The organism is Acinetobacter rongchengensis (assembly GCF_003611475.1).
Taxonomy (GTDB): Bacteria; Pseudomonadota; Gammaproteobacteria; order Pseudomonadales; family Moraxellaceae; genus Acinetobacter; species Acinetobacter rongchengensis.
The window spans coordinates 153789-177331 of sequence record NZ_RAXT01000003.1 but is presented as its reverse complement, the minus strand read 5'-3'; the positions used below and the strand labels follow the sequence as shown (position 1 = coordinate 177331).

Here is a 23543-nt window from a genome sequence, read left to right as displayed (position 1 = left end):
TTTATGTCTTTGCTAAACAAACTTTCTATTGCTTTATTATGCGGTTCAACTTTGGTTGCTTGTGCACATTCTCCTGTAAAAGATTTACAAGGTGAAGTTGTACATTCCCAAACAGTATCTGAAGCGACATCAAAGTTAGATCAAGGTTTTTATCGGTTTAAGCAACTGAGCAATAAAAAACCTGTGATTGCTTTAGTTTTAGGCAGTGGTGGTGCTAGAGGTTATGCACATATTGGTGTCATTGAAGCCTTAGAACAACATGGTATTCAACCTGATTTTATTGTGGGTACCAGTGCAGGGAGTATTGTCGGTTCAATCTATGCCAGTGGTAAATCGGCAGTAGAATTACGTCAAATTGCTTTAGACATGAAAGTTGGTGATGTTCGTGATTTTAAAATCGGAATGAAAGGCTTTTTTGATGGGCAAAAAGTTCAAGATTATGTGAATAAACAAGTCAGTGAAGTGCCATTGGAAAAGATGAAAATCCCAATGTATGTGGTTGCAACAGAATTACAAAATGGTCAACGTACCGTATTTAATCATGGCAATACTGGGCAGGCAGTTCGTGCTTCGGTGTCCATTCCAAGTATGTTTATTCCAACAATAATTCAAGGCAAAGAATATGTAGATGGTGGTTTAGTCAGTCCTGTACCCGTAGATATTGCGAAAGAACTTGGTGCTGATGTTGTCATCGCCGTAGATATTTTGGCACAACCTGAAAATACTGAAACGACCAATGTTTGGGGTTTATTTAACCAAAATATTAATATCATGCAGAACAAACTGGCTGCAGATGAATTAAAAAATGCAGATATTGTGATTCAACCTGATTTACATGAAAAAGCGCATATTTTTGATGTCAAAGGTCGTCAGGACACCATGCAGGCAGGTATTGATGCGGCTAATTTACGTATGCATGATCTAGATGTGGTAATCCAAGCGAAGACAAAAACGAAGTATGAGAATGCACAGTTTCGTGTCTTAAACTAAATCATTTTTTAAGTTGAATGGTTAATCAATATTTTTATTATAGGCTTAAGTGTATTTTCTTATAAAAAAAGCTTTAAGCCGATTTGTGCTAAATCGATAACAGTGGTGTTAACGATGCATTGATAATGCTATGCCAAAGCATTTTGAACTTATGAATAGGTGACGAATGCGCATAGTGTTTTATTGAATCGTATATTTGAATATAAAACCTTGTAGGCGGTATATTCAAACTAAAATGGATTGAAGTTTAAAAAATAGACTATAAATCAATGAAATATATTTAAGATAAATGAAGCACTTTGTCGTTATAAATGTAGAGAATGATCAATTGCCGAATTAAACATGTTTTTTGTATGAAAAGATATATAATAATAACTGTAAATCTCCTGTCCCAAGTAGAGTCTAGTATACGATGTCTCCATTAGATCAAATGATCCGAGCTACAGATGATCAGTCAGAATTAACCATGTCTTTTTTAATGACTCCTGACATGGCAAATTTTTCAGGTAATGTACATGGTGGAACCATCCTCAAGTTTCTTGACCAAGTGGCTTATGCATGTGCAAGCCGTTATTCAGGAAGCTATGTTGTTACTCTTTCTGTTGATAAAGTGAATTTTAAAGAACCGATCCATGTTGGTGAGCTTGTGACTTTTTTAGCAAGTGTTAACCATGTTGGCCGTACTTCTATGGAAATTGGTATTCGTGTTGAAGCACAGAATATTCAAAAGCGTACAGTCCGTCATACCAACAGTTGCTATTTCACTATGGTTGCAGTGGATGCAAATGGTAAACCACAACAAATTCCTGCTTTAAATCTGGATAATGATTGGAAACGTTGTCGTTTTGAGGCAGCTGAACAGCGTAAAGTTGCTCGTTTACAAGAAAATCATCATCCTTCTTGTAGTATTTATAAGAAATCTTCCCATAGCTAAGTGTCGTTGAGTGAAAACCTCCTTTATGGAGGTTTTTATTTGTTCAACATATTATTGTCTTTGCTTTAAGAATTAAGTTGCTTTAATGAAGTCTCTTTAATTGATGTCCATCGACAGTCATTGTCCATGTTCCATCCGCTGTTTGTTGCGGTGCTTGACTGACTTTAAATTCAGTTGAAAGTGAGCCAAGTCCTGCGCTAAAACTCGGACCATTAAACTCGGTAATAGGTGCGGAAACAGAAGTGCTTGAATTGGGTTGTTTATTTTTATATTCCATTCGACCATCATTGTTAATTATTAACCTAATTCGACCATCAGTACTTTGCCATGTACCCACATAGTCTTTTTTGTCTACTGGCAAAGGCTCTGAACAGGCTATGAGTAATATTGATAATAATCCAATGGTGATGATTTTTTTAAACATTGGTATTTTCTCCTTGAATCATATTTTATTCATTAAAAAAATATAACACTTCTACTATTCTTGAAAAATTAGATCTTATAAATATCAAGTATGACGATAGCCTTATTTTTCTGTAAAGATTTTAGATTACAAACAAAAAAGTACATCATAAAAAAGACTGTATCGCAGCAATGATACAGTCTTTCTATGTTAACGATTGCTTTTGAAAAAGCCTGATCAGCTTTTTATCGTGAACGCTCTGGAGGAGTCATCATTTTCACGATAAAGTACTCATCTTTTTAGTCAATCCAGAAGCCAATTACTGTTGAGTTTTCGGTGCAGGTATTGCTGGTGTTTCAGCCGCACTTTCAGATGAAGGTTGGTTGGCATTGGATGAACTTGCAGCAGTTTCTTCTACTGAAGTTGCATCACTTGGCTGCTCTTGTGTAGAAACAATAACTTTTTCGCTGTTTTCAGCAGTCTGAGTTGTTTTTTCAGATGCTGCGAAAGTTGTTGTTGCAGCAGTCAAAGCAAAAGTTGTTGCTAAAAGCGTTTTAACTAAATTCATTGGAGGCATCCTTATTCATTAAAAATAAAACCTATCATGCAAAGTCTGAATTGACTGAGCTACAAGGCGTGAACTCATGCTAAGTGCTGAATGAAAATTCGGCAACCTTATCAACAAAGCGAAACAGTCTGAGTTACCTGTTTAAAACAAAGGGATGTGTTATGTAAGAGTTTTGTGAGAAATCGGCATTTGCCCAATGTTTTAAGTGTATTCAAATATTAAAAAATGACTAAAAAATATACATTATGGTTACTTGGATGAAACAATAACTGCAAATTTTCTTATTTATTTGGATCGTATTTTAGATCAATTGTAACATTTTAACTTCAAAAAAAGACTCATCCCTTGATCTTGTCTGTACAATCTCAACGATAGCTAACAGGCTTTAAGTAAATTTTAATATCAATCTTTCATAGCAAGCGTTGATTGTAACTTGAGTAGCATTTGTGAAAATTATTTCTCGAAAAGTGGTCAAAACCCATATTATTTCTGGCTTTCTAGGTGCAGGAAAGACCACGTTATTGCAACATTTACTACAACAAAAGCCCGAAGGAGAGACTTGGGCAATCCTGATGAATGAATTTGGTCAAATTGGTATTGATCAACAATTATTACCGCAGCAAGGCGGGTATGAAGTCAAAGAGCTCCTCGGTGGTTGTTTGTGTTGTGCAGGACAATTACCCATGCAAATCGCTTTATCTCGATTGATTCAGGAAAAACAACCCGATCGACTTTTTATTGAACCGACAGGTTTGGGACATCCTGCGCAACTTTTAGAACAATTAACAGAACCACATTGGCAGTCTCAAATTAATATGCGAGTTTTGGTTACAGTTGTAGATGGATCTCGTTTACAGGATGAGGCTTGGGTTCAACAAGAGTTATTTCAAGATCAATTAAAAGCAGCACAGATTGTTGTTGTTTCACATGCAGATATGATGACTGAACTTGATCAAAAACAATTAGAACAGTTTAAGAATGAGTATTTGGCTTATATCCAAACATGGCTATTGGCTGAAAATGGCAACATTCAACTTGAACACATTGATGTTGCGCATCAAGGGATACAGCGCAAAATTGTGCCTTTGATTCATATTCAAAAACAACTCAATTCAACTGAAGATTTACCTGTAATTAAGCAATTGCCATATCACTATGTAGAGTCCTCCAATGGTTATACGGTTGCAGGTTGGAAATTTTCCAAGCGTTGGCAATTTGATTTTTATGACTTATTGGATGCGTTATGCGAACAAAAAGACTGGCTAAGAATTAAAGGTATTTTTAATACCAATCAAGGTTGGATGAGCTTTAATTTCAATCCTGAAAACTTAAACTATAAATCGGCTGAAGAAAGTATCGATAATCGTGTCGAAATCATTACACAGCATAATCGTGATTGGGAAAGTTTTGAAACTCAACTTTTACAATGTCGAATTGATCGGTCTGAAAATTCTCAGTAATTCGATTGAAAATCTTATAGACTGAGCGGCATATTTTCGTACTTATTTTTTGGATTAGAGATGGCTTTAAAAGCAACGATTTATAAAGCAGATTTAAATATCGCCAATATGGATGTGCATCAATATGGTGATTATCAATTGACCATGGCCTTGCATCCCTCTGAAACCATTGAACGTTTAATGGTTCGAATTTTAGCGTATGCACGTTTTGCAGATGAGCAGTTGGAATTTACCAAAGATTTATTTGAAACCGATGAGCCTGCGCTGTGGGAAAAAGATTTAACGGGTCAATTGGTGAAATGGATTGAAGTCGGTTTGCCAGATGAAGATAAAGTTAAAAAAGCCGCTGCACGTTGTAAACGCGTTGCTGTCGTTGCTTATGGTTCAGCCGTTGCAGAATGGTATAAGCGTAGTTCAAAGCTTAAAACATTATCCAATGTTGAAGTTTGGCAATTGTCTGAGCAGACGACTGCTGCCATTCAACAATTATGTGAAAGAACGATGCAATTACAATTGAACGTTATGGATGGTGAATGGACATTGATTGGTGATCAAGCTCAAGCCGTTATTGAGTGGACGCAGTTACAATAAGGCTTTTAAAATTTAAAAAGTGTGGGTTTAGTTGATATTTTTAAATCAGTTTGTACTTCAATTGTTGAAAATTTAAGGTGCAACAATCACAGAATTCAGCACTTTTTATTGGACCTGTTTATAATCCACGTTAGAAATTGAAAATTTAGGTAAGCTCTATGTCTAATGAATTAGAAATCATTGATTTAAAAATTGGTGAAGGGAAAGAAGCGGTAAAAGGTGCTTTAATCACGACCCATTATACTGGCTGGTTAGAAGATGGTACAAAATTTGATTCTTCTATCGATCGTGGCAATTATTTTGAAATAGTGATCGGTACTGGTCGTGTGATTAAAGGTTGGGATCAGGGCATTATGGGAATGAAAGTAGGCGGTAAGCGTAAGCTGATCGTTCCTGCTTATTTGGCGTATGGTGAACGCAAAATGGGTAAAATTATTCCAGCGAACTCAAACCTCATTTTTGAAATTGAATTGTTTGATGTAAAAACACGTGATTAATCTGTTTCTATACTGAATCGATTATTATGCTGAAATAGCATTAAAATCTTAAAAATAGAGGTCATAGTGGTCTCTATTTTTTGTAAATTAAAAAAGTGGAAATCTATATTCCAGTTGTTTTTCACTCTTAATTCTTTTTCATTATTCAATATTATAAAAGTGTTTAACTCAATCATTCTATTTTGATTATTTTATTTTGTCATTTAATAATAACTTATTAAACATAACGTGAAACATAGCACAGTATGGTTTTTTCTATGTGTATAAAATGCGCATAATTTAACAATCATCTACAATATTTTTGTTCTAAAAGTGTTTAAATGTCGCGAAGAAATAATTCTGTTCAGAGTTGTTTTTTAAGATTCGTTTCAGCTTTATTCTTTTAAATCATCGTTGTAAAACACTTGATTCAATTCGTCTAGAAAAAGGATTTTTAGTATTTCAATCATGGAATGCTATAGATGAGTTCAGGTCTAAACAATGATGATAGAGTATTAAAATTTATGGTAACTCGTTACTTTCCTGCTACAGCAATGTTGTGCGCATCACTATTATTTTCATCCTTTTTAAATAGTGCCTTTGCTGAAGAAAACCAAACACTGCCAGACACAGCTGTTGAGCAGGATGCGCCTAAAGTTAATTTAGATACGTTGACCATTATTGGTTACCATGAAATCACAGCTGAAAAAAACGCAGTTATTCCAGACTATGCCGTAACGACAAAACAATTTGAATTGCATTTAGATTGGTTGATTAAAAATGGCTATCATTTTGTGACAGTCAATCAAATCATTAGGGCCAAAGAAGGTAAGTTTAAATTACCAACCAAACCTGTATTGCTTACTGTCGATGACGGTTATCAATCCTTTTATCAATATGCTTATCCGATTATCAAGCAAAGAAAAATCCCTGTGGTTTTATCTGTGGTTGGAAGCTGGTTAGAAACCAAACCCAATCAATTGGTGCAGTTTGGTGATGAAAAGCTAGATCGCAGTAAATTATTGACATGGGAAGAACTGAAAACCATGCAAAATAGTGGTTTGGTCGAGATTGGTAGCCATAGTTATAATTTGCACCGTGGGATTATGGGGAATCCACAAGGTAACTCCGAACCTGCTGCAACAACACGTGAGTACGATCCTAAAACCAAACAATATGAATCTGACCAAGCTTATACAGATCGTATTTATCATGATTTAAAGAAAAATAATCAGCTTTTAAAAGCCCATGGTTTAAAAGCACCACGTATTATGGTTTGGCCTTATGGTCGCTATAATATGCAGGCTGTAGAGATCGCCAAAAAAGCGGGCATGCCAATTACGATTAGTTTGGATGATGGTCCAGATCATATCGAAAAGTCATTAGGGCATCTCAATCGAATTTTGGTTGAAGGTGGTATGACCACTGATGCTTTGGCGCAAGAGATTCAAAGTCGTCAAATGGGGCTAACCGATAACAATCGTCCACAAAAAATTATGCATGTTGATTTGGACTATATTTACGACCCAAATCCAGCGCAGCAGGAACGTAATCTTGGACATTTATTAGATCGTATCCGTGAAATGCATGTCACCACGGTTTATTTACAAGCTTTCTCTGACCCTGATGCGAATGGCTCTGCCGATATGGTGTATTTCCCTAATCGTTATTTACCTATGCGTGCAGATCTATTTAACCGAGTGGCTTGGCAAATTCAAACGCGTACACAAGTCAGTCGTTTATATGCTTGGATGCCATTATTGGCTTGGGAATTGCCACAATCCAATCCGGTTTCAAAAGATCTCGTCGTGACTCAACAAGCCAAAGCTGGGGATCACTTAAATATGGGATATCATCGTTTAAGCCCATATTCAGCAGACGCACGTAAAACTATAGAAGGGATTTATCAGGATTTAGCCAAGTCGGCGACTTTTGATGGAATCTTGTTCCATGATGATGCGACATTGTCGGATTATGAAGATGCGAGTCCTGAAGCACTTCAAGCCTATCAAAAGATTGGTTTACCCGCAGATCTTGCTGAAATCCGTAATGATGATGCCAAACTACAAAAATGGACGGCGTTTAAAACGCAAACGATCGATTCCTTTGCATTGGATTTAGCGCAAAAAGTACGTTATTACCAACCCTTCTTATTAACTGCACGTAATTTATACGCACAAGTTGCTTTATCAGCGTATTCTGAAAATTGGTATGCGCAATCTTTAGAGCAATCGATTAAGAATTATGATTTTACTGCCATTATGGCAATGCCATATATGGAGCAAGCACCTGATAAAGATAAATTTTATCGAGATTTGGTGCAACGAGTGAAACAGCAGCCGAATGGAATGAAGAAAACAGTTTTTGAACTGCAAGCGGTGAATTGGCGGAACAATGAGAAAATTCCAACAACAGAATTAACTCAAACCATACAATCGTTGTATCAACAAGGTGTAATTCATGTTGGTTATTATCCAGATGACCCGATTCAAGACCATCCTGATGCCACTGAAATGCGTAAAGTATTCGATTCTAAATCATCACGTTTGATTCCGTAGGCGACCTATGCACTCATTTCAGCATCTGTGGCAATCCATACTGAATTTTATATTTTATTATCCACTGTTCATGTCGTATTTGTGGATGATCGGCGCACTGATTTTCTATTGGAAAGAGCGTAAAGAGCCTCCATATCAACAACCAGAGCCATTGTCTGCATATCCTTTGGTTGCGGTATTAATTCCTTGTTTTAATGAACAAGATAATGCTGTCGAAACGATTACGCATGCACTGAATCTGAATTATCCAAACTTTGAAGTCATTGCAATCAATGATGGAAGCTCGGATCGAACAGCAGAAATTCTCAATGCCTTGAGTGAACAACATGACAAATTACGTGTGGTTCATTTAGCTGAAAACCAAGGTAAAGCAATGGCTTTACAGGCAGGTAGTCTTTTAACCGATGCAGAATATTTAATCGGTATCGATGGTGATGCTTTGTTAGATCAGCATGCTGCGCAATGGATGATTCGCCATTTTTTACACAATCCATCTGTAGCAGCGGTTACGGGTAATCCACGTATTCGAACACGTTCAACTTTACTTGGTCGTATTCAGGTTGGAGAGTTTTCTTCGATTGTGGGCATGATCAAACGTGCCCAAAGAACCTTTGGTCGTTTGTTTACAGTATCGGGTGTGATTACCGCATTTCGTAAAAGTGCTGTACATGAGGTGGGCTATTGGTCACCCAATATGCTGACTGAAGATATTGATATCACTTGGAAGTTACATCGTGCTGGCTGGGAGGTAAGATTTGAACCGAACGCTTTGGTTTGGATTTTAATGCCAGAAACCTTGAATGGTTTATGGAAACAACGTCTGCGTTGGGCGATGGGTGGGGCACAAGTATTAATCAAAAATATTGATGTGCTTGTTAAACCGAAATTGAATTTTTTATGGCCACTGATTATTGAATTATGTCTCACGCTGGTTTGGTCATATTTAATGTTGTTTATGGTGATTTTATGGATGCTGCATTGGATTTTGCCTTATGCAGGTTTTCCGATCGTAACTTCACCTTTACTTCCAATGGGAACAGGAATTTTACTCGGTACGACTTGTCTACTGCAATTTGCGATTAGTAAATGGATGGATAGTCGTTACGAATCCAATTTAGCCAAAAACTTTTATTGGATGATTTGGTATCCGATCGTGTTTTGGTTAATCACAGTGACTGCAAGCATCATCGCATTTCCAAAGGTTTTGCTGCGTGGTAGTGGTAAGAGAGCACGATGGGTCAGTCCTGATCGTGGTATGCGACATGATGGCTAAACCATATACGTCATAGAGAAACAATGATGAAGACTCAAACTTTAATTATAGATATGCGTAATCAGTTGCCTTGGCACAAACGCTATTTATCTAATACCAGTACAGCAATGTTGTGGGGTTTTTGGCTGTTTTTATGGCGCCCTTTAGTCATTTTGATTAGCTTTATTGCGATTCAAAAACCACATTTAATCAAATATTTCTTTGGTACGCTTGCGCATGTGCTAGAGAATGGTTTAACCGCCTTATTGGCTTGTGCTGTTTCTTTATGGCTATGGAGTCATTTCATTCCATCAAAAACCAAAGCACAAGCCAAAGATAAAAGTATTGAAGAATATGCTCGGTCATTTAACTTAGATACCCATGAACTGAAAATGTCGCGTTTACAAAAAGTTGCGACTGTACACCATGATGCAAATGGTCGAATTACGCATATTCACTAAACGTTTGATGTGCAAAAGTCCCACAGGTTGGGACTTTGTTTTGTTAGGAAAAATAGATGTCAGTTAAGATTAACTCAGCAGAAAGCATACGAGGTTTAGCCTGTCTTGCTGTGGTATTTTCACATCTGGCGATGAGTTTTTTTCCATATCTACACCATTTCGATGCCAATGACACGACAGAGCTGGCATGGGTCAATGCACTACATCATTCTCCATTTGGTTTTTTATATTCAGGGGATGCTGCTGTTTTTGTATTTTTTGTGCTGAGTGGCTTTGTGTTGAGTTATGCAATTTTAAAAAGCCCTGATCAAGTGAATGATAAAATTAAAAGTATGATGATTAAACGCTATCCGCGTTTGATGATTCCTGCACTTATTTCATGTTTATTGATTTGGTCGGTTTTTAAAGTCGTTGATATTGATCATCATCTTGTCGGAGGGTGGTTACAGGCATTTACAGCACAAAATTTTAGTTTAAAGCAAGCCTTCTATGAAGGCACAGTCGGTGCATTTTTATTTTCTGACAGCAATATTAATTGGGTGCTTTGGACCATGACCATCGAGTTGATGGGATCATTTATACTGTTTCTTTTACTCTACCTTTATCATTATCAAAAAATTGCATTTTTTCTAGCTTCGTTATTAATCCCATGTTTGGCATATTTTTGGCGTGGGCAAGGCTTTTGTTTTGGCATATCGAGCTTTATTTTCGGGATGTATATTTACATTTATGCTCAACCTCTCAAAAACTATAGCGCAGTAATCATGTTATTGATCGGTTTGTATTTTGCTGGGGCGCATAATACCAGTAATGCTTATTCTTGGATTCATCACATTTTAGGTGATGCAACCTATGACTACTGCAACTTTATTGCAGGTGTTTTGATTGTTTATAGTATTTTAATGAATCCGCTGTTGTCTAAACGACTGGATCATCCTGTTTTAGTTTGGCTTGGAAAGCTTTCATTTTCAATCTATTTACTGCATCTTTTGATGTTATATCTCATCTGTATTCCGCTATTTAATCTTTTTTTAGGTTGGCAGTGGAATTATTCACTGTCCGTTATTGTTTCAGCGATTGCTGCGATTTTAATGACTTTATGGGTAGCGCAAGGCTATAGTCGTTATGTAGATCAGTTTGCGATTAAGGTCAGTAATTGGCTTGCAAATACAGTGTTGCGCAAAGATTCTAAATAATTTGAGTTATTTATTTTTAAAATCGAACTACTTTTTATGCATTGTTCAGCGTATAATTTAATAAATAATCATTCAAGATATTGATACTTCAATAATAAATAACTGAATATTTTGTGATTACACTTAATTTAGAACAAATAAATGAGTCAATTAAAATGCGAAAAATATTGATGCTGAGTGTACTCAGTTGTATTGCTTCATTAAGTTTGGCCAATCCAGTGGTTCAACCTGTGATTCAAGGAAAAAGCTATAATCGTTTTCAAATCACCCATGTGACACCTAAGAAAACATTCGGAGCACCATTAAAAATTGTCAAAGGTGAAGTTGATGAGTGTAATGGTGGACATTTCCCTGACCAATGGGTCTATGATAGTTTTATCGTGTTAGAAAATGGGCGTATAGATAAAGTCTATTTGAAAATGAATAATGCTGTTAAAATAAACAACATAAAAATAGATGGTAAAATAACGGAAACACAATTCAAAAAGAAATTTTCACCGTTTATTTTTGATTTAGAACCACATGTTTATGATCTTGAAATAGCGAAAGATTCAAACGATTCTGTAACATTTTATTTTAAGAATGGTCATTTGGATTACTACCAGTTTAATTTTGATGATTGTTAATACGTTAATAAATGAATATATGAGGGAGTAGTGGCATGATGAAATTTATCTTTTTGATTTTAATCATTGCCACGCTCTATATCCTTTGGAGATGGGGTGCTAAACATAAAATCAATGCATTATTTGACGAACAACATAAAGCACTATCGCAACTGGTAAAAAATGAACAAGAGGGTGATGAGTTACCTGAAAAATCTAAAGCGATTAAACAAGCTCTAGATGCTGAGCGTTTAAAAACGACTGAAGACGTCGATCAATTAGCTGCGCAAGTTTCTGTTGTCGAAATGCCTGTCAAAGAACAAGATCAACGATTATTTGATGAAGTTGCACAATTATTTTTTGATCAGGCAATTCAAGCCAAAGACATTCAACAAGCTGAAAAAATTCAACAAGAATTTTTAAACAAAATGCCGATGAATACGCAAAGCCAAACGGGAAGTTTTGACTTTGGTGAATGGTCAATATTTTGGAGTTATCATGATCAATCACTGGAATATTACGTCGGACGTTATGGTGTTTTTTATGCGCATGTTGATCGTGAAGGGGTAGAACATAAGGCTGAATTTAAAGACCGTTATTAGTTTCCTAACCCACTTTCAGAATGTTAAACTATGTTCAAATAACAACGTTTACTGCCAATATTACACATCTACAAATTTAAGATTACAGTGCCTGTAAAATTCTAGTTTTGACTTGGTCAAGATAGAAAGGATCATGATTCAATCGATACATCAGAATAGCACCTTCATAATCGGCAATACTGATTTTAGCCAAGGCTTGTGCTGAATCTTCATCTAGCCGATGACGGAATAATTGATAAAAAGCCTGTTGCCAATCCTGAAAGATTTCACGTATTTTTTGCATAATTTGTTCTGAGATATTTTCTGACTCTATAGACAGGATACCAACCAGACAGCCTTTAATTTGATAACTAAAAAAGTCTACAGCTTTGTCATGCATTTGGTTAAAGTGCAGCAAAGGGTCAAAGTTATTCAGATCATTTGAGTAAGCAAAAGCAAATACAGATACTTTTAGATAAGCATGAGTATGTTCTAACACTTTGAGCAATAAGGCTTCTTTATTGGGGTAGTAGTAATAAAATGCAGCTTTACTCAGCCCACATGCTTTTGCCAACATATCCATGCTTGTTCCTGCATATCCGTGCGCTTTAAATTGTAAAGCGCAGATATTGAGAATGTGTTCAGGGGGTAATTTTTGTGGGCGCATGTATTTTCACCTAACTATTTAGGGGTGAAGTAAATCTTCAAAAGTGTTGAGCATTTTATCCCAAATCGCTTCTGAACCTTTTCGAAAATAGCCCATATGACCGATTTTTTTTAATCCAAACTCATCAGCTGAAATATTGATGAAGTTCATGGGTGCATGACGATAATGCTGCATAAAAGCGTAGCGTGAACGAGGTAAAGCCCAATCATCATCCAGTGCTGCTACAGCATAAATGGGTGTTGTGACTTGTGCATATTGATCATGCAAATGGTGTTGTTCGGGATCTGCAAAGAAATAAGTTGGATTTTTACACCATTTACGCCATTGTGAATAAACGCCTTTGGGAAGGTCTGCTCCCATATTAAGCTTGCTCCAAGGTAAATAACCCACAGCAGCGACCATAGGTGGAAAAACAATATTCCAAATCACTTGCACTTTTATTTTCTCTTTCAATGGCATATAGCCATGCCAACCTGCACCTGTGCCAAAACAATACATAGCTGTGACTTTATGATGATTTGTCGTCAATCCTAAAGCTTGACCTCCATAAGAATGCCCTACGAGAAATAGAGGTAAATCATCTTGTGCTAAATAATCGATTGCAGCAGTTAAATCGAATTTCCCCCAATCGAGATAAGACATTTGAAAGCCTTTTAAAGTTTTAGGTGCGGATTGACTGACACCTCGATAATCAAAAGTAAAGGTTTGATAACCTAGTTGTGCTGCATATTCAGCGAAACGACGATAAAACGCTTGCGGCACACCTGTCGCAGATGAAAGGACTATTTGAGCTTTCGTGTGTTCTTTGGGTGTGTATAAAGTACCAATCAGGTGATAACCATCCAAAGCTTGAAATGAAATGGTTTCAGTTTTAAACGCTTGTATATCCATGTCTTGTGTATTTGCGGGTTGCTTTAAGTTTTGCATCGTCATTGCTCTATTATTGGTAGCATCTATACTTGTGTGGAATGGTTTATTTACCTTTAAAGTTCGGTGTTCTTCGCTCAATCATCGCCATTACTCCTTCCTGCGCATCTTCAGATGCAAGTAATGGGCTGAGCAAACTTTGTAGGTTACCAAAAGCAACTTCAGGGCTGTGTAAAAAGGCTTGATGTGCTGAATGCAAGGTTGCTTGCACGGCAAGTGGTGCAGCTTGGGCAATACGTTCGGCCAATTCAATCGCACGGATCAATTGATTATTCCCTTCAACGACTTCAGTGACTAAATTCATTTCATAAGCTGTTTGTGCATAAAATAAATCACCAGTTAACACATATTTCATGGCTTTTACCCAACCTGCAGCTTGGACAAAACGTACAGTCGCTCCTCCAAAAGGCAAGATTCCACGTTGTACTTCGATTTGCGTAAATTGAGTATTTTCATTTGCAATCACCATATCGGAATTCAACATCAGTTCGATGCCCGCGGTATAACAATAGCCTTGAACAGCAGTGATAAGTGGTTTAGTGCGCTGGCGACCGACTGTTCCCCACGGATTGACTATTTCATCGGAAAAATTAAATACACCATCAGCGAGTTTCGGTTGTAATTCCACTAAATCTAGTCCGGCAGTGAAATGGTCACCATGTGCGAAAATAATGGCGCAACGTAATTCAGGATTATTTTCATACTCGGTTAAAGCGAGTGATAAGTCATGAATCATATGACTATCAAAAGCATTGCGTTTATCTGCACGGTCTAATCCTATTAAATAAACATGACCACGGATTTCACGACTGACTTTTCCTTGATTATTCGACATTGTTTTTTTCCTTTTGGGTTGTTATTTATATTTTTAAACGATCGTTAGAAAACTGTCAAATCAATAATTATGATTAGATCGTATTCAGTTGCATTCGAGATTCGAACAAATTTGAATTGAATGCTATGGGGGAGGGTTAGATCTTCAATAATATCTTGGCTATTCCATATTTTTCTCTTTGCTTGGTGAAGTAATGCTTTGATTATTTCGTATTTGTCTAACTTATTTTTGAAGGCATTTTTTGACCAGAATAGGAATATTTTGATTTATAACATGTGCTTAGAATATGTGTCATTCTGCTTTACATAACAAGGGAATGGTTCCGCTTGCATTCGGTGCATATTTTTTCATAATAGGCACTTCTTTGAATATATCGTCTAGCCATGTCGCCATTAGAAATATTTGCCGTGATTATTAGTATTATTGGTGTTGCACTCACCATTCAGCGGAATATGTGGTGCTGGTTATTTAACTTTTTCGCTTTTGTTTTATATGCATATCTATTCTTTGAGTTTAAATTGTATGGGGAAACAATTTTACAGTTATTTTTTATGGTGATGAATTTCTACGGATTTTATCATTGGTTAAAGGGAAAGCAGCAAGACCATGAGATTCGAATTGAACCGATCGCATTAAAAATGGTGATCTTGCAAATGGCTTTGGCTGCAGTGGGTGGGCTTTTATTTGGCCTATCTTTACACTATTTTACAGATGCTGCTTTGCCGATGTTAGATTCGCAATTGGCTGCTTTTAGTTTATTGGCAACCTATTGGACCAGCCGTAAACATATTGCGACGTGGGTACTTTGGGTTTTTGTTGATATTGTTTATGTTGGAATGTTTATCTATAAAGACTTATTTCTAACAGCAGGTTTATATGCAGCTTTTGTGGGGATGGCTGCATTTGGTTGGTGGCAATGGGAACAGGTGAAGAAGCAACAGCAAGATAAAGTATTGAATGGTATTTAAAGGATAGCAGAATCAACGCCATGATGATCGATTTTATTGAAATACAAAAGCATAAGTTTGATCAAGTTGTGCAGAAAATCATGGCAGAACCTCAAAAATATCTAGATTTTGAAATTGTTTCAGACTTTTATAAATCTACTTGGTTGGATGATTTACCCAAGGGAACAACGTGGACAGTGTCAGGTTTAGATAATGGGGCAGAACAGTTTGATATCTATATTGAATACAGAAACCATTATTTGTCTATTCACATTCAAGACGTCATCACACTATCGCATGGCACAAAATAACAAAAACAAGTCGCGCGCAGTCAATCAAAAGTCAAAATTAAAATATATAGTGGGGTTTAATTGACGCTAATCAAAATAATTGAGCCAGCGTTTATGGACTAAAAAAACGAGGAAAGGGTTTTATATGGCACACCAATTTACTGTAAATGCAACCATATCAGGTGTATCGCTCAATGATTTCAAACGATTAGCAGCAGATACCTCATTGCATGAAGCTGTTTGCAAAAGGATTCCAGGAGAAAACTTAGAAATTATTGAATCTAAAATTGAAGGGAATACATATACTTTACGCCGAGCTTATAATTTAGATGTAAATATTCCAGATATTGCAAAAAAACTTTTAAAAGATGCGTTTCGTTTAAAGCGTTCAGATATTACCAATTTAGAAGCCATGACATCTAAAGTCGAATTAGGTGCAAACTTACCTTTAGTTGCAAATTGTAGCCGTTCTGTGACAGGTGATGACCAGCAAGTGAATATTAAGCTTGATTGGGATGTGAAAGTTAAAGTACCGCTTATTGGTGGTTTACTTGAAAAACATGCTGAAGGCGAAATTCGTAAATTCACAGATTTAGAAATTGAAATCATTGAAGATGAATTAAAGAAAAATTTGGCAAATCAGAGTTAATGCATACAAGATTGAATATCGCAAGGCCTCAATGAGGCCTTGTTTTTTTCGTTTAAAGAGCGTTATAGAGAAGAATAAATATCATAAGTTTCTATAAATCATCATTTTATAGCAATAAAATAAAGAAATGAACTAAATCAATTTTTAATTTTTCATTCAATATTCATGATTAACACAGTGTTGCGAATTTCAAAATTGAGAATATTTAAATATCTTACTGAATTTATTTCAGTATAGGTTAAAGATTTACTAAATAAATATGATTGAAAAACAGAATATTTTACCAATATCTTGATTACTATTAAGTTTATATAATAAGTATTTTAATTTATATAATGATCGTTGAATCGTAATTTATTAAACTGTAGACTTATTAAAATGATAACATTAAGAAACAGTTTTTTTTGATTATTGATATCATACTTACTTTTAAATCTATCTTTACTTATACTAAAGACTAATAATTAAACTAAAGGTGAAACTTGACATATGTACTAAATCAAACGTATAAAATGATAACCATATCACATTTATTATAAATGTTGAGACTTCTTATTTGATTGGTTTTATTTAATGATTCAAATAGAAAGTTTCTAAATTAACAAGAGATAAGTATATTGAGTAGTAATTTCCCATGAAGCTTCATTTTGTTAAGGTTGTTAAAAACGAATATTCAAAATTCATGAAAGACAGTGTCATCATGAATTGGAGTAACGTTAATAAAAGTATCTTAGCATTTAGTTTGTGTGCGGTAATTACATTACTATGGATTGTGTGGTGGCTCTTATGGGCGACTCTACCTGATTTTCAGGTTTGGATTAATTTTGATTTCTATCCCAATCTTATTACGGTTTATGTACTGTCATTAGTGGGCTATTTGATTTTAATCGTGATTGCCTATTTATTACGTAAAAATCTCTTTGTAGAAAAGTATATTCCATATTTTACAACGTGTTATTTAGGCATAACGCTTATATATGGTGCCTACTGTACGGGTATTATTAGTTTTGCTTCAATCGCTGGTTTTGTGAGTTTAGTTACGGTTGGTTTAGTGCTTTTTCAACCCAGAGAAGTGTATACGGCTGTCATCCCTATTACTTTTTTTATATTGATCGCTGGATATCTTAGCGCAACTGATCAAATTGCTTACGCACCTATTTATAGTCAAAAACTTCAAGAACTTCCCTTACATAATAATGTGTTTTGGGTGAGTAGTATGCTGTATTTCTATATTCCAATATTCTTAATCAGTATCATTTTATTTATTATTTTATTGATTCAATGGAAATATAGAGAAGAGTATGTCGATAAAATGAGTAAGATCGACCCATTAACGTTGGTGTATAACCGTCGCAGTATTACCGATTTTTTAAGCTTAAATCATGAGAAAAAACAGGACTATGTTATTGTTCTTTTAGATATTGATCATTTTAAACAAGTGAATGATACCTATGGACACGATATAGGAGATCGGGTCCTCATAAAAGTTGCACAGATATTGATGGAGAATATTCGTAAGAATGATTATGTTGGACGTTTTGGTGGTGAAGAATTTATTTTTATATTAAACGATCTTGAATTGGAGCAAGCATTTGAAATTGCAGAACGATGTCGGGCTGAAATCGAAAAAAATCATATTTGTTTAAATAATGTAGATAACATCAGGGTCACCGCAAGTTTTGGGGTATCTATGCCATCTGAGTTCACTGGTGATTTAACCAAGGAAATGTTTATACGCCAAGCTGATCAAGCCTTATATTTTGCAAAATTGAGTGGACGAAATCAGGTTCGGCAGTTTGCAGAGTTGAACTAATTTGTTGAAGTTTTTCATAAAAAAACGCCTAATTGATTAGACGCTTTATTCTATAGTCGTGCAGCAGAGCATTATTTTTATTTTATAATAATAAATTATATTTTTTTCCACAGAATATTTTCATCGCTGAAATTGATAAGAAAGGAAAAACCTTTTTCATCTCCGACTAAATATGAAGATGGATTTGTCATCAATATTCTTAATAGCGTTCCTGCTTCAATCGTTATTGGCTCTAAATCATCTTTTTTTAGTGTCACGGGTTCAAGTAATTCAATCACAATTATTTCCAAATCATTTGTAAAACATTAAAGCCAATTATTACACAATAAAATCCAACTTTTGTTGTATATTATCTATTGATTACAATTTTTTTGTATCGTGTAACAAGAATACTTCAATATTTAAATGTCTAAAGCCTTGAAATGAATACATTTCAATTATGATTTATCTGTATTACGACATATTACACATAAATATGGTGGGTATTTGAGTAAGCTATTGCTGTTTTAAAGCTAAAAACTTTGGCTAAGGTACTCAGCATAGCTTGATTTTGAAAGCTCTTAGCAAAGTTAATGGCGATAAATGGTGGGGTGATTAAATTTATTGCGAGAAATAGATTTTGATTAGCTTGTTAAGTTTAAGGCACTCTAAGTGCTTATCTTATAACAAGACTACGCCCGCACTCGCACCAATGATCATTAACCAGACAGGATGTATATTTTTGAATAGGCTTAGCCCCACTGTCAAAATAACAATAGCGACCAACAGCATACTTTGTGCAGAAGCTTGCGCAATAATCCAAGCACTGACTAAAACTAAACCGACAGTGATGGGTTTTAGTGCCTTTTCAAATTTAGCTCTAAATGGATGATCTTTAAAATTATTCCAAAACTTTAAAGCATAAACCGTGATAATCGAAGAGGGGCCGAACTTTGCCAATGACGTCACAAACAAACCTAACGGCCCTGCAACATGCCAACCAACTAAAGGTACAATCATCATATTGGGGCCTGGTGCGGCTTGCGCCATGGCAAACATTGAACTGAATTGTTCCGCAGTCATCCATTGATGTACTGTGACCACTTGATGTTGCATCTCAGGCAAAATTGCATTGCCGCCACCGAAAGCCAATAAAGACAATTGAGTAAAAACCAGTATTAGTGCTAAAAGTACATACATGCGGTTTTACTCCTGATCCATTCGACGTTGTTTAAAGGTTAAAACCACCATATTGATTGCCACTAAAATCAATAAGGTCAGTGCCAATGGTAATTTGATCAATAGCATGAAAATGATGGTTAACAGAATAGTGAAATAAGTCAATTTACTTTTCATCATGGGTTTAAGCATTTTAAAACCTGTTGCGAACAACAGCCCAGCGGCCGCAGCGGCTAAACCTTGAATCATGTGTTGTACCATTGGAATTTCTTGGAACTGTGCGTAAAGCTGATACAGTGAAATCACAATGATGGTCGGGGCGAGCATCAAACCAAATACGGCACTTATCGCACCTTTTAGTCCTGCAAAATCATACCCAATCGCAACTGCCATATTGACAATATTCCCCCCTGGTAAGATCTGACAAACCCCTAATAAATCTGTAAATTGCTCAGCAGTAAGCCATTTTTGATCTTCAACAATCAAACGTTGTGCCAAGGGTAAAACGCCACCAAAGCCCATTAAACCGAGTTTGCTAAAGCCGAGGAATAACGCTTTGCAATTGGGTATTGCCAAATGTTGTTCTAATGGCATGGCTTCAGTATTCATTTAGACCTCTTTGAATTGCTGTACTGCTTGACTTGAGGTCATTATCTACTTGTTTAGATATAATGAAAAATGCTATTTTTGCTGTTAGATATATCAAAAAAGTATGCTTTAAGGTGGAGTGATGATTGATATTCATAAACTCAAAGCGTTTGTCGCCGTCGTAGAGGAAAGTAATATTTCACGTGCAGCGGTACGTCTCAATATGCAACAACCGCCCCTTACGAGAATGATTAAAAGCTTAGAAAATGAATTATCGACTGATTTATTGAAGCGTTTGCCTCGGGGTGTTGAAGTTACTGAAGCAGGCAAAGCTTTATATCAAGAAGCATTGACCATACTTGCACATGCGCAAGCGATTCCAAAACGTGTGCAAAATATTTCAATGGGGTTGGAAGGGCAGATCAATATTGGTTTTACCAATTCAGTCGGTTTACATCCATTTTTACCTGCATTGTTGCGTAATTTTCGAGAGGCTTTTTCTGCAGTTTCTATTCAGTTAGAAGAAGATGGAAGTAGCTCATTGATTGATTCTATCATCAATGATAAAAACGATATCGTGTTCTTACGTAAGCCTGCACCTATCGGTTTTGGGCTGGTAAGCTTGCATGTTTTGGATGAGCCGCTTATTGTCGCATTGCCCAATAATCATCCTTTAGCCAACCAAACAGATGCGATTCATATCTTAGATTTAGAGACTTATGATTTTGTTCTTTATCGACGTTTAGCTGGACAAGACCTGTTTGATAATATCTTGGCCAGTTGCTATCAGGCTGGATTCAGCCCCAAAATTGTACAAGAAGCGCCTCGTTTGACCTCAAGTCTGAATCTGATCGCAGCGGGAATTGGATTGTCGATTGTACCTGCTTCGATTCGTGATTTTTGGAATAAGCAAATTGTTTATAAAGATCTAAAAGCAGAAATACCGAGTATTGCGCCGATTTATGCAGTGTACAAACACAATGATCATAATATCCGTTTGGCACATGTGTTGAATCTACTCAAGTGATTTGATCAGCGTGTTTTGATTTTCATCAAAATTATCCAATGATATGCAATTCAGCTTGCTTTGGCTTAATTGTTGCTGCTATTTATAACAGATTGATTTTCAATTTATTTAGCTGGGTTAAGAACACTCATTGAAGTGCCATGAATCATTCACAATGAAACGGTTATTCAAATTTAATGCTGTGAAAATTGCATTTTCGCAACAGATTAAACTTGCTTAAAAGTACAAGATTGAAAATGAACTGCATACGTTTAAAAATTAAAATAGAGGATAGATCTTTGAAATTTGGATTTGTAAAAAGTGTTCTAGCAACAGCCATCATCTCAGCATCAGCGTCATTATGGGCGGGTACGACAGTACAACCTGTACAAACTACATCATCGGCACAACAAGCTCAAAAAAAATCAGGGATAGAAACACAATACTTTGACTCAAGTGTGAGTGAAAAAGATGATTTTTATGACCATGTAAATGGGTTGTGGTTAAAAAATACGGTGATTCCTGCTGATAAATCACGTTGGGGAACATTTGATATTTTACATGAAGATTCGGTTAATCAGTTGCATGATATTGTTGATGAGTTATCCAAACAACAATTGGCAGAAGGTAGTGCGGAGCAAAAAGTTGCGACTTTATATGCTAATTTTATGGACGAGAAAAGTATTGAAGCATTGGGTATAAAACCGATCCAAGCGGAAATAAATAACGTTGATTCTATTAAAAATAAACAGCAATTGGCACAATTGGCTGCACATTTTTCCAGAATTGGTGTAAGTAGTCCGTTTGATGTGGACATTTGGCAAGATATGAAAGATGCCACACAAATGCGTGCTGTACTTGCTCAAAGTGGCTTAGGTCTGCCAGATCGTGATTATTATTTAAAAGATGATGCAAAATTCAAAAAAATCCGTTCGCAATACTTAACGTATATTGAAAAAACACTCGCAATGGCAGGTGATAAACAGGCAGCACAACATGCCAAAGACATTTTAAAATTAGAAACGCAAATTGCCAAAGCACAATGGAGCAATGTACAAAATCGTGATGTACAGAAACTCTATAATATTTATAAAGTTGAAGATTTAGCTCAGTTAAGTCCACAAGTGGATTGGCAAGCTTATCTAAAAGGGCAGGGTTTAGCAGATAAAATTCAAACCATTCAAGTGGTTCAACCAAGTTACTTTAAAGATTTAAGTCCGATCGTAGAAAATAATCGTTTGGAAACATGGAAAGCCTATTATAAGTTTCACCTCGTGAGTGATTTTTCTCCGCTACTTAGCAAAGCTTTTGTCGATAACAGTTTTAATTTTTATAGTGATCAGCTTAGAGAGATTAAACAACAAAAACCACGTTGGAAACGTGGGGTACAGTTAGTTGAGGGTACGCTTGGTGAAAGTTTGGGGCAGATTTATGTAAAAAAACATTTTTCTGCTGAGAAAAAGCAACGCATGGAACAATTGGTTCAAAACTTAATGAAAGCTTATCAACAGAGTATTGATGGGTTGGATTGGATGAGTCCAGCGACCAAAGTTGAGGCACAGAAGAAATTAGCCAGTTTTGCTGTGAAAATTGGTTATCCAAATAAATGGCGTGATTACTCCGCTTTAGAGATTAAAAATAATGATTTAGTTGGAAATGTGATCCGCTCACGTGAGTTCGAACATCAATATGCATTGAATAAGTTGGGTAAACCTGTCGATCGTGATGAATGGGGCATGACACCACAAACCATCAACGCCTATTACAATGCTTCTTTAAACGAGATTGTTTTCCCCGCTGCAATTTTGCAACCGCCATTTTTTGATATGGATGCAGATGACGCCACAAACTACGGTGCAATCGGTGCGATTATTGGGCATGAAATCAGTCACGGTTTTGATGATCAAGGTAGTGAATTTGATGAATTGGGCAATATGAAAAATTGGTGGACAGATGAGGATCGTAAGAAATTTAAAGAAAAAACCGAAGTTCTTGTGAAACAGTATGCCGCTTATGAACCTGTGAAAGGCTACCATGTCGATGGTGAGTTAACCTTGGGTGAAAATATTGCCGATAATTCGGGACTTGCGATTGCTTATAAAGCCTATCAACTGTCTTTAAATGGTCAACCTGCGCCTATTTTAGATGGCTTCACGGGTGAACAACGCTTTTATTTGGGGTGGGCACAAGCATGGCGTTCTAAAATTACAGATGCTCAGCAAATTGTGTATTTAAAATCTGATTCTCACTCGCCCGATAAAGTTCGTGGTAATGCGACATTGCTGAATCAAACACCGTTTTATGACGCCTTTAAAATCAAGCAAGGCGATAAAATGTACTTACCAAGCAATAAGCGTGTGACCATTTGGTAAGTGATTTTATTTTTTAAAACATTCTTTAATTCATTTTTTGCCGAATATTAGCCAAGGTTAAAATTCGGTTTTTTATGCGTTATCGTTATTAGCCACTCTATTATCTAAGTTAAAAAATAGTTAATTAGACATTAGGAATCTGAATTTTGTTTGATTAAGTCTCAAAGTGATGTGAGTTGTGTGTTTTATTTGCTATTTTATTTTGATAAATGGATA

Annotated in this window: 25 protein-coding genes; 17 read left to right on the top strand and 8 right to left on the bottom strand. The window is 35.9% G+C overall.

Going from position 1 to position 23543, the window contains the following annotated elements:
- Positions 1 to 3 precede the first annotated feature (3 nt).
- On the top strand, positions 4 to 990 hold the full coding sequence (locus D7V20_RS03295; protein WP_120382907.1) for a patatin-like phospholipase family protein: 987 nt from the start codon (positions 4 to 6) through the stop codon (positions 988 to 990).
- 412 nt (positions 991 to 1402) lie between these two features.
- Positions 1403 to 1924: an acyl-CoA thioesterase gene (locus tag D7V20_RS03290; RefSeq protein ID WP_120382906.1), complete on the top strand. Its 522-nt coding sequence runs from the start codon at positions 1403 to 1405 to the stop codon at positions 1922 to 1924.
- Between the two features lie 82 nt (positions 1925 to 2006).
- Here D7V20_RS03290 and D7V20_RS03285 read toward each other — a convergent pair whose 3' ends face one another.
- Both D7V20_RS03285 and D7V20_RS03280 read right to left on the bottom strand, forming a co-directional pair.
- The gene (locus tag D7V20_RS03285; protein ID WP_120382905.1) at positions 2007 to 2348 is read right to left on the bottom strand and encodes a hypothetical protein; all 342 of its coding nucleotides are present in this window, start codon (positions 2346 to 2348) and stop codon (positions 2007 to 2009) included.
- Positions 2349 to 2646: 298 nt separating this feature from the next.
- Entirely contained in the window at positions 2647 to 2895 is a 249-nt protein-coding gene (locus D7V20_RS03280; protein WP_120382904.1) for a hypothetical protein, read from the bottom strand.
- Positions 2896 to 3341: 446 nt separating this feature from the next.
- Between D7V20_RS03280 and D7V20_RS03275 the strand changes: the two genes are divergently transcribed.
- From D7V20_RS03275 to D7V20_RS03230, 9 genes are all read left to right on the top strand, one after another.
- Positions 3342 to 4355, top strand: a complete 1014-nt coding sequence (locus D7V20_RS03275; RefSeq protein ID WP_120382903.1) for a CobW family GTP-binding protein — start codon at positions 3342 to 3344, stop codon at positions 4353 to 4355.
- Positions 4356 to 4415: 60 nt separating this feature from the next.
- The gene (locus D7V20_RS03270) at positions 4416 to 4946 is read left to right on the top strand and encodes a YaeQ family protein (protein WP_120382902.1); all 531 of its coding nucleotides are present in this window, start codon (positions 4416 to 4418) and stop codon (positions 4944 to 4946) included.
- Positions 4947 to 5104: 158 nt separating this feature from the next.
- A complete protein-coding gene (locus D7V20_RS03265) occupies positions 5105 to 5443 on the top strand; it encodes an FKBP-type peptidyl-prolyl cis-trans isomerase (RefSeq protein ID WP_120382901.1) in 339 nt (112 codons plus the stop codon).
- A gap of 503 nt (positions 5444 to 5946) precedes the next feature.
- The gene (gene pgaB / locus D7V20_RS03255; protein WP_120382946.1) at positions 5947 to 7980 is read left to right on the top strand and encodes a poly-beta-1,6-N-acetyl-D-glucosamine N-deacetylase PgaB; all 2034 of its coding nucleotides are present in this window, start codon (positions 5947 to 5949) and stop codon (positions 7978 to 7980) included.
- 7 nt (positions 7981 to 7987) lie between these two features.
- Positions 7988 to 9253: a poly-beta-1,6-N-acetyl-D-glucosamine synthase gene (pgaC, locus tag D7V20_RS03250; protein WP_120382899.1), complete on the top strand. Its 1266-nt coding sequence runs from the start codon at positions 7988 to 7990 to the stop codon at positions 9251 to 9253.
- 26 nt (positions 9254 to 9279) lie between these two features.
- Positions 9280 to 9693, top strand: a complete 414-nt coding sequence (gene pgaD, locus D7V20_RS03245; RefSeq protein WP_120382898.1) for a poly-beta-1,6-N-acetyl-D-glucosamine biosynthesis protein PgaD — start codon at positions 9280 to 9282, stop codon at positions 9691 to 9693.
- Positions 9694 to 9749: 56 nt separating this feature from the next.
- Positions 9750 to 10889 (top strand): acyltransferase family protein, encoded by a 1140-nt coding sequence (locus D7V20_RS03240; protein WP_120382897.1) that lies wholly within the window; start codon positions 9750 to 9752, stop codon positions 10887 to 10889.
- 155 nt (positions 10890 to 11044) lie between these two features.
- Complete coding sequence (locus D7V20_RS03235; protein ID WP_120382896.1) at positions 11045 to 11515, top strand: hypothetical protein; 471 nt, start codon at positions 11045 to 11047, stop codon at positions 11513 to 11515.
- 35 nt (positions 11516 to 11550) lie between these two features.
- The gene (locus tag D7V20_RS03230; protein ID WP_120382895.1) at positions 11551 to 12096 is read left to right on the top strand and encodes a hypothetical protein; all 546 of its coding nucleotides are present in this window, start codon (positions 11551 to 11553) and stop codon (positions 12094 to 12096) included.
- 82 nt (positions 12097 to 12178) lie between these two features.
- Here the strand turns inward: D7V20_RS03230 and D7V20_RS03225 are convergent, their stop codons facing one another.
- Genes D7V20_RS03225 through D7V20_RS03215 form a run of 3 tightly spaced genes read right to left on the bottom strand, consistent with a single transcriptional unit; the run spans position 12179 to position 14504 of the window.
- Positions 12179 to 12742 carry a TetR/AcrR family transcriptional regulator gene (locus D7V20_RS03225; protein WP_120382894.1) on the bottom strand — a complete coding sequence of 188 codons (564 nt, stop codon included), beginning with the start codon at positions 12740 to 12742 and terminating at the stop codon, positions 12179 to 12181.
- 18 nt (positions 12743 to 12760) lie between these two features.
- On the bottom strand, positions 12761 to 13669 hold the full coding sequence (locus D7V20_RS03220; RefSeq protein ID WP_120382893.1) for an alpha/beta hydrolase family protein: 909 nt from the start codon (positions 13667 to 13669) through the stop codon (positions 12761 to 12763).
- Between the two features lie 46 nt (positions 13670 to 13715).
- Positions 13716 to 14504 (bottom strand): crotonase/enoyl-CoA hydratase family protein, encoded by a 789-nt coding sequence (locus tag D7V20_RS03215; RefSeq protein ID WP_120382892.1) that lies wholly within the window; start codon positions 14502 to 14504, stop codon positions 13716 to 13718.
- Positions 14505 to 14887: 383 nt separating this feature from the next.
- On the opposite strand from D7V20_RS03215, the gene pnuC reads away from it, so the two are divergent.
- The 4 genes from pnuC (at position 14888) to D7V20_RS03195 (ending at position 18203) form a co-directional block, all read left to right on the top strand.
- Entirely contained in the window at positions 14888 to 15472 is a 585-nt protein-coding gene (pnuC, locus tag D7V20_RS03210) for a nicotinamide riboside transporter PnuC (RefSeq protein ID WP_120382891.1), read from the top strand.
- A 20-nt stretch (positions 15473 to 15492) separates the two neighbouring features.
- Positions 15493 to 15762 carry a hypothetical protein gene (locus D7V20_RS03205; RefSeq protein ID WP_120382890.1) on the top strand — a complete coding sequence of 90 codons (270 nt, stop codon included), beginning with the start codon at positions 15493 to 15495 and terminating at the stop codon, positions 15760 to 15762.
- Positions 15763 to 15886: 124 nt separating this feature from the next.
- A complete protein-coding gene (locus tag D7V20_RS03200; RefSeq protein WP_120382889.1) occupies positions 15887 to 16390 on the top strand; it encodes a DUF2505 family protein in 504 nt (167 codons plus the stop codon).
- A gap of 700 nt (positions 16391 to 17090) precedes the next feature.
- Positions 17091 to 18203, top strand: a complete 1113-nt coding sequence (locus D7V20_RS03195) for a GGDEF domain-containing protein (RefSeq protein WP_235831586.1) — start codon at positions 17091 to 17093, stop codon at positions 18201 to 18203.
- 95 nt (positions 18204 to 18298) lie between these two features.
- On the opposite strand, the gene D7V20_RS03190 is transcribed toward D7V20_RS03195, so the two are convergent.
- The 3 genes from D7V20_RS03190 to D7V20_RS03180 form a co-directional block, all read right to left on the bottom strand.
- Positions 18299 to 18481: a hypothetical protein gene (locus D7V20_RS03190; protein WP_235831585.1), complete on the bottom strand. Its 183-nt coding sequence runs from the start codon at positions 18479 to 18481 to the stop codon at positions 18299 to 18301.
- 382 nt (positions 18482 to 18863) lie between these two features.
- Positions 18864 to 19382, bottom strand: coding sequence for a chromate transporter (locus tag D7V20_RS03185; protein ID WP_120382888.1), 519 nt, complete (start codon positions 19380 to 19382; stop codon positions 18864 to 18866).
- A 6-nt stretch (positions 19383 to 19388) separates the two neighbouring features.
- Positions 19389 to 19970 carry a chromate transporter gene (locus D7V20_RS03180; RefSeq protein ID WP_120382887.1) on the bottom strand — a complete coding sequence of 194 codons (582 nt, stop codon included), beginning with the start codon at positions 19968 to 19970 and terminating at the stop codon, positions 19389 to 19391.
- Between the two features lie 121 nt (positions 19971 to 20091).
- Between D7V20_RS03180 and D7V20_RS03175 the strand changes: the two genes are divergently transcribed.
- Positions 20092 to 20976, top strand: coding sequence for a LysR family transcriptional regulator (locus tag D7V20_RS03175; protein WP_120382886.1), 885 nt, complete (start codon positions 20092 to 20094; stop codon positions 20974 to 20976).
- A 278-nt stretch (positions 20977 to 21254) separates the two neighbouring features.
- Entirely contained in the window at positions 21255 to 23327 is a 2073-nt protein-coding gene (locus D7V20_RS03170; protein WP_120382885.1) for a M13 family metallopeptidase, read from the top strand.
- Positions 23328 to 23543 lie beyond the last annotated feature (216 nt).